General features: G+C 63.9%; 1 protein-coding gene. It reads right to left on the bottom strand.

Features of this window, described 5'->3' with window-relative positions; genetic code table 11:
• Positions 1-1,525, bottom strand: a 1,525-nt coding sequence (locus RHBS_RS27655; RefSeq protein WP_128646926.1) for an amino acid adenylation domain-containing protein, incomplete at both ends; no start/stop codon positions are given.

Genomic DNA, 1,525 nt, shown 5'->3' with positions numbered 1-1,525 from the left:
GGTTCGGGGAGTGCGTTTCGGTCGAGTTTGCCTGCCGGAGTGAGAGGAATCGACTCCAACATCACGAACGCCGACGGCACCATGTGCGCAGGCAACACCGAACCGGCATGCTCGCGCAACGCATCCGCCTCGACCGCGGCACCGGCCACCGGCAACACATACGAGACCAACACCGTCGACCCGGCAGCAGACTCACGACCGATGGTGACCACGAAATCGACACCCGACACCGCCGCCAACACCGAATCGATCTCACCCAACTCGATCCGGAAACCACGCACCTTCACCTGAAAATCGCTACGCCCCACATACTCCAACGCACCCGAAGCATTCCACCGCACCACATCACCGGTGCGATACATCCGCGAACCCGCACCACCGAACGGATTGGCCACGAACCGCTCCGCCGTCAAACCCAACCGCGCGTGATACCCACGAGACAACGCCGGACCCGCCAGATACAACTCACCCACCACACCCACCGGCACCGGATTCAACCGCGAATCCAACACCACCTCCGCGAAACCGATCGTCGGCGAACCGATATCGACCGACTCCCCCACCACCAACGCCGACGAAATCGACGAGAAAATCGTCGCCTCCGTCGGACCGTACGCATTGAACATCCGCCGACCCGGCGCCCACCGCGCCACCAACTCCGGCGCACACACATCACCACCGGTCACCACCACCTCGACCGACTCCAACCCCACCGGATCCACCGACGCCAACGCCGCAGGCGTGACGAACGCATGAGAGACCCGCTCGGCGGCCAGCAACGACGCCAACTCCACCCCACCGAACACCAACGGCGGCGCAATCACCATCGTCGCCCCACCCGAAAACGCCAACACGAACTCGAGAATCGAGGCATCGAAACTCGGCGAGGCAAACGCCAACACCCGCGACGACGGCCCCACACCGAACCGAACCCGCTCCTCGGTAGCCAAGTTCCCCACACCACGATGAGTGACCACCACACCCTTGGGCACACCCGTCGAACCCGACGTGTAAATCAGATACGCCGCATCATCGAGCCGCAACACACCCGAACGCTCGGCATCCAACACCGGAGCAGACGACCGAAACGCCAGATCCGCCACCACATCGGCATCATCGAGCACCACCCACGACACCCCACCCACACCCGAGAGCGCACCCACATCCGCACCCAACGTCACACCCACCACAGCACCCGAATCGACCAACATGTGCTCGATCCGATCCACCGGATAATTCGGATCCACCGGCAAGAACGCACCACCGGCCTTCGCCACCGCCCACACCGCCACCACAGACTCCACCGACCGCGCCAACGCCAACGCCACGAACGACCCCGGACCCACCCCACACGACATCAACATCCGCGCCAACCGCGACGACGCCGCATCCAACTCACCATACGAAACAACCCGCGAACCCGACACCACCGCAACACCACCGACACCAGCAACACCCACAGCACCAGCCAACAACTCCGGCAACACCACACCCACCACAGACCGCGGACCACGCACCGGAGCCA

The organism is Rhodococcus sp. BS-15 (genome assembly GCF_000813105.1).
Taxonomy (GTDB): domain Bacteria; phylum Actinomycetota; class Actinomycetes; order Mycobacteriales; family Mycobacteriaceae; genus Rhodococcoides.
Note: the sequence above shows the minus strand (reverse complement) of the source record. Positions and strands in the feature narration are given on the sequence as shown.